This is a genomic window from Butyricicoccus sp., from assembly GCF_050872565.1.
Taxonomy (GTDB): Bacteria; Bacillota; Clostridia; order Oscillospirales; family Butyricicoccaceae; genus Butyricicoccus_A.
This window is the reverse complement of the sequence record NZ_JBNMHC010000136.1, coordinates 1-5,609: the sequence shown is the minus strand read 5'-3', so window position 1 is coordinate 5,609 and position 5,609 is coordinate 1. Positions and strand designations below refer to the sequence as shown.

Annotated in this window: 6 protein-coding genes; all 6 read right to left on the bottom strand. The window is 51.6% G+C overall.

What is annotated here, in order from left to right; all coding sequences use genetic code 11:
- Window positions 1–170: 170 nt before the first annotated feature.
- Window positions 171–824: a histidine phosphatase family protein gene (locus ACR0P9_RS06895; RefSeq protein WP_432618602.1), complete on the bottom strand. Its 654-nt coding sequence runs from the start codon at window positions 822–824 to the stop codon at window positions 171–173.
- A gap of 59 nt (window positions 825–883) precedes the next feature.
- Complete coding sequence (rfbA, locus tag ACR0P9_RS06890; RefSeq protein ID WP_432618600.1) at window positions 884–1,765, bottom strand: glucose-1-phosphate thymidylyltransferase RfbA; 882 nt, start codon at window positions 1,763–1,765, stop codon at window positions 884–886.
- Window positions 1,766–1,913: 148 nt separating this feature from the next.
- Window positions 1,914–2,858 (bottom strand): AEC family transporter, encoded by a 945-nt coding sequence (locus tag ACR0P9_RS06885; protein WP_432618598.1) that lies wholly within the window; start codon window positions 2,856–2,858, stop codon window positions 1,914–1,916.
- The gene (locus ACR0P9_RS06880; protein WP_432618596.1) at window positions 2,851–3,039 is read right to left on the bottom strand and encodes a hypothetical protein; all 189 of its coding nucleotides are present in this window, start codon (window positions 3,037–3,039) and stop codon (window positions 2,851–2,853) included. The genes ACR0P9_RS06885 and ACR0P9_RS06880 overlap by 8 nt, the downstream gene beginning before the upstream one ends.
- Before the next feature lie 571 nt (window positions 3,040–3,610).
- Window positions 3,611–5,119 carry a hypothetical protein gene (locus ACR0P9_RS06875; protein WP_432618594.1) on the bottom strand — a complete coding sequence of 503 codons (1,509 nt, stop codon included), beginning with the start codon at window positions 5,117–5,119 and terminating at the stop codon, window positions 3,611–3,613.
- A gap of 16 nt (window positions 5,120–5,135) precedes the next feature.
- The coding region (locus ACR0P9_RS06870) for an N-acetylmuramoyl-L-alanine amidase family protein (protein WP_432618592.1) at window positions 5,136–5,609 on the bottom strand (474 nt) is incomplete at its 5' end.

Here is a 5,609-nt window from a genome sequence, read left to right as displayed (position 1 = left end):
TGCGGCGTTTTCTTTTATCCACATTGTCGGATGTGCACCAAAATCAGAAAAAAATTTTGCCCCGCCTTTGCTTCGCGCAGAGAGCGGGGCGTTCTTGTTTGTGACTGAGCCTTGCAAAAATTTATACCCAAAAGAAAGCGGTTCGGTCATCAGACGTCCGGCGGCGTCAATTATTTTGTCTCTGCTTCCTTCCAAAACGGGGAGTGAAACTGCAACGCTTCCGGCAAATGACTCTGATCGTTCCAACAAACAATCTCATAGCTGCCGTCCTCGGCAAACCGAATGCAGCTGACCGATGCATTGGCCAAAATACGCGGCGGGAGCTGGTCAAACGGGATGCCCAAGCTGCCAATGCTGCACAGCAGTGCAAAGCCATGCGATACAATCGCAATGGTTTTTCCCCGCTCTTTTGCGATAATCTCCTCAATCGCCTGCATCACGCGGGCATGTACCTGCTCTGCGCTCTCGCCGTGCGGCGGACAAAATTTTGCCGGTTGTTCCCGAAAGGTGCGCATGATCTCCGGATACTCTCGGATATTTTCGTCATTGGTTCGGCCTTCCAATACGCCGCCGTCTATCTCGCGCAATCCATCCCAGTAGATCGGCTCCAGCGGCAGCTGAGCGCACACGCCCTGCGCCGTCTGATACGCGCGCTGAAGCGGACTCGTATACACGGCATCCAGCGGCACATGTGCAAATCGTTCGCCCAAGCACGCCGCTTGTCTGAGACCCTTTTCTCCCAGCGGGATGTCTGACCGTCCCTGAAATCGTCCGGCGATATTATTATCCGTCGTGCCATGTCGAATAAAATATACGGTCGTCATACAATCTTCCTCCTCATTACACAAAAGGCGGCCTCGCGGCCGCCTTTGTCCAGTTTCTTTCATTTCTTTTTGACTGGCACCGGCATACACTGCAAATACTGTCCATACAGTGTCTTGCTCAGCTCATCGCCGAGTGCATGTACGTGTTCAACCGAAATCAAGCCCTGTTCGCAGGCGATTTCCTCCGGACACGCAACATAGCGTCCGGTGCGCACCTGCACCTCACGGATTCGATTGCCAGCTTCCAGCAGATTCTCTGCGGTACCCGCATCCAGCCAGACAAAATCGCTGTCCAGCGGCGCAACCTTCAGCTTGCCGCGGCGCAGATATTCCAAGTTGACATCGGTAATCTCCAGCTCTCCGCGCGCGGACGGCTTGAGATTGCGGGCAATATCCAGCACATCGCTGTCGTAAAAATACAGACCCGGAATGATGTAGTTGGACTTCGGGAAGCGCGGCTTCTCTTCAATGCTCAGCGCATTGCCGTTTTCATCAAATTCCACAACGCCGAACGGACGCGGATCGTCTACATAATAGCCGAACACGAGTGCGCCCTCCTGCAGCTCTCTGCCCTTCTTGAGGAACAGATAATCGCGGCTCTCATCATAAAAAATGTTGTCGCCCAGCACCAGACAAACCGAATCGCCCTGAATAAAGTCCTCTGCAACGAGGAAGGCATCCGCAATACCGCGCGGCACCTTCTGCACAGCATACGAAATATGTACGCCCCATGCGCTGCCATCTCCGAGCAGCTTGGTAAAGGTCTCTTCTTCTCCCTCCGGAATAATGACCATAATATCCGTGATACCCGCCTGCAGCAAAACGCTGAGCGGATAATAAATCAGAGGCTTGTCATATACCGGCAGCAGCGGCTTGCAGATCATGCGGGTCATCGGATACAGCCGAGTTCCTTTGCCAGCTGCCAGAATCAATCCTTTCATATACAACTCCTTCTAAAATCCTATTTCCTAACGTGTTTCCCTATTGTGTACATTTTTCTATGTCTGTGTTGTAAATACTTCCAATTTTATTATGGCACCCGCGCAGTAGCTTGTCAAGCTACTGCGTTTCTTTTTATGCAATATTCTCTCACATCAAGCCCATGCTTCTCAGCAGGAAAATCCAGCCGGTCAGGGTAATCGAGGACAGCAGAGTTGTCAGCACAATGATACTGGTGGAAAGCTCTCCATCATTTCTCATATTGGTCGCCATGACATAGCAGGAGACCGTTGTCGGAGAACCCAGCATAATCAGTGCGGCAACAAGCTCCGCGTCGTGAAATCCCAGCGCGATAGCGAGCGGCAGAAACACCGCCGGCAAAATCACCAGCTTAATCGCCGTCGCCCACAGCGTCGGCTTGATTTTCGCCAGAGCTTTGGTTCCCTCAAAGCCTGCACCGACAACGAGCAGGGCGAGCGGCGTCGCCGTCGCGCCGACACTCTCAATCATCTTGAGCGGAATGGTCGGAATATCAATGCGCAGCAGAGAAAACGGCAGACCGAGCACAATACCGATAATAATCGGATTTTTCAGCACATTGATGCACGCCTTGCGAATTGCCTCTGTGCCATGCTGGCCGCCATCGGCGGAAAAGGTCAAAATAATGACCGAGTAAATATTAAACAGCGGCACGGCAGAGACAATCATCAGCGGTGCCAAGCCCGCATTGCCGTACATATTCTCAACAAACGCAATGCCCAAAATCGCCGCACTGCTTCGCACAGATGCCTGTGCGAAAGCGCCGACCAAGCTCTTATCCTTGAGAATATGCGCCGCCAAAAACCAAACGCCCAAAAAGACAACCGTCGTCACACCGGCACAGTACAGCACAAACGACAGCTTAAAATCTGTATACAAATTGGTCTGGGCAATATCTCGAAACAGCAGCACCGGCAGCGCAACCAAAAAGACATATTTGTTGCCCACGCGGCAAAATTCATCGGTAAACAAGCCGAGCTGTTTGAGAATATAGCCAAGTACAATAACCAAGAACACCGGCATTGTGGCGTTCAAGCTAAAAATAAAACTATCCATGATATGCTTCCCACTTCTTCTTTAATACGACAAGCAATCCTGCCATCGGCAAATAGCGAAACACAACTGCTTTTATCAAATATTTTCCGTCGCGAAACACATTTCGCACGGCGACCAAACCAAGCAGTCCCAAGATCGCAGTGCCCAGCGCCGTATATTCGCGTTCGTTCCAATCGTTCATTGTCATGCACCTCCAAAACCGACAATTTTTGTTCCCGTCCAGTATAGCATATTTCTATCAATCCGCACAACTCCACTTGGTCTGTCCTATATTTTCAACACAATCGTATAAAATGCATAAAAAAAGCACTATAAAATCCCGCACCAAGCTATTTGCACAAAAAAGTTGTTGTTATTTTGGCTGTTTTACCACTATAAATCATAGGTCAGTTGTGATATATTTACAATTGTACTTTTTAGCAGGAGTACTGCATGACCCGCCTTATACAGAAGGCGGGAGTGAAATGCCATACAGAGAAGAGAGAGAAACGAGACGGTTGGGTGAACCGTCTCGTTTCGTTTTTCCCAGAACATCCAAACATAAAACAGCACCAGTAGCGAAGACTGGTGCTGTTTTGCGTTTACGCATAGTTAAGGCTCCATCTTTGAGGGAGCTGGATTGCCGCTCTGCGGCAAGACTGAGGGAGCAACCAATTATATCTGACGAATCAGAGTAACTCTGATACAGACTTGCTTTCGTGCTGCTCCTTCCGTCACGGCTGACGCCGCTCCACCTTCCTCAAGGAGGAAGGCTATTCTTCCTCTGTCTTGTGCTTATACTCTGAATAGGTTCGCAGCATATGCAGCGTCAAAATAATAAACGTCGCACCGATGACGGCGTCCGTCAGGGCTTCAAACACCTGTCCGCCCTGCATAAAGAAAACAATCGCATCGTACAGACGGCGCACAGCGAGCACGGCAAATCCAAATGCCGCCAAGCGATACCGCTCGCCCAGATACATACAGAAGCACAACGCCAGCAGCACTTCTACATGCTGTACGCCAAGTGCCGCAAACACGATAGCCGCCGCAACAATGACGACAGCAAATACCGCGGTCAGCGCATTTTGCTTTCTCTGTTCCTTCTGCTCTGGTGTCAGCTTTGGTTTTTGTTTTTTCGCCTTTTTCTGTTCTTCTGCTCGTTTGATGGTATTGGTATCTTCATCGCATGCGTCCAGCAGTTCTTCCAGCGAGAATTTTTCCGTAGGCTGCACCGGTTTTTCCTCTGCCAAAACAGGAGCTGCCTCCGGTTCGTCTGATGACTCGTTCTGTTTCGCCTGTTCCTCTATGGCTTCTTTATTCAAAATCAAATCAAAGATGGATTTCTTGTCATCCTGCTTGACAGTCGAAACCGGTTTTGATTCCGCTTCCGACTGCGGCAGCACCATCGTACTGCTGTCCACCTGTTCCGGCTCATCCGGTTCCTGTGCCTGCTGCGGTGCCTCTGTTTCTTCCGGCTCGTCCTCTTCTTGTTCTTCCTCTTCTTCCTGTTCCGGGAAGAGAAAATGTGGAGCTGCCGGTGCAGACAAATCAATGTGCTCCGCAACGGTATCCGAAATGGTATCAATGGTATCCGGTTCCTCCGGCTCCTGCGGAATCGGCAGATGCGGATCGGTATCCTGCATTGCTTCCTCTGCCTGCTTCCGTTTGTTCTCTGCGCGGCGCGGCAGAATGATCTGTGCCGCCAGTCCGGCGATTGTCGCAATCACGCCAATCAGCAGCTGTACCGGCACGGATGCAACGCCCAGCAGCTGTGCCAGAACAACACCCGCCGGAATGCCGGATAAGCCGGTAGCAATCACATAAGCCGGTGCATGAAACAGCACACCGGTCACGCCAAACAGCACAAAGCAGACCAGCAAAACAAGGACAAAGCCGCCCTTGAATATTTCACCGACAAAAGCCCCCGGCACATAGCCGACCAACGCGCCAATTGTGCCGCACGCCAAGAAAATGCCTAGGTATGTCACGCGATATGCCACTGCACCGAGCACAATACCCAGCACCAGCATGGCCGCCGAAGACAACGCCAAGCCGCCATTGGTAACGCCCAGAGAACCGAGCACGCCGGTCAGACCCACGCCCAAGCACACGCCAGCAAGCGCACCATACAGCGCACTTGCCCAGTGCAGCAGCCGGTATCCGGCAAAGCACAAAACGCCCATTACCAGCAGCAGCAACAGCTTTGCCAACATTCCTTCGTATAGCGAAGCGGCTGTTTGCAGTGCAATTCCAAAGGCACTGTTTATGCTAACATTCATAGTACATCAAACCTCTTTATTCTCTATTCTGACTCGATTCCATACTCTGTTTCCACTGGCATACGCCATCTGCAATTCCCACAGCAATTTTCCGCCGGTACTCTTGCGTCTGAAGCTGTGCATTTTCCTCTGCATTGCTCAAAAAGCCCATTTCCAGCAGAATACATGGAACTTCTGACCAATTAAACCCAGTCAAGTCACTGCGCGGTGTCAAGCCGCGATTTCGCGCGCCGGTTTCCTGCGTCACCGCCTGCAAAATAATCTGTGCCGCCTGAGCACTCGGCTGTTCAATTGACGGCGTTCCCAGCAGGCTGCCGGACGGCACCTGCATGGACATGCCAGACGGCTGACCGCTTTCTGCGTCATCTGCATGAATGCGAATACACAAATCCACATGGGCATCATTTGCCATGCGGGCGCGTTCTTGGTTGCTGACCGTTGCCTCATGGCTCTGCCGCGTCATCACAACCTGTGCGCCGCGCGCTTCCAG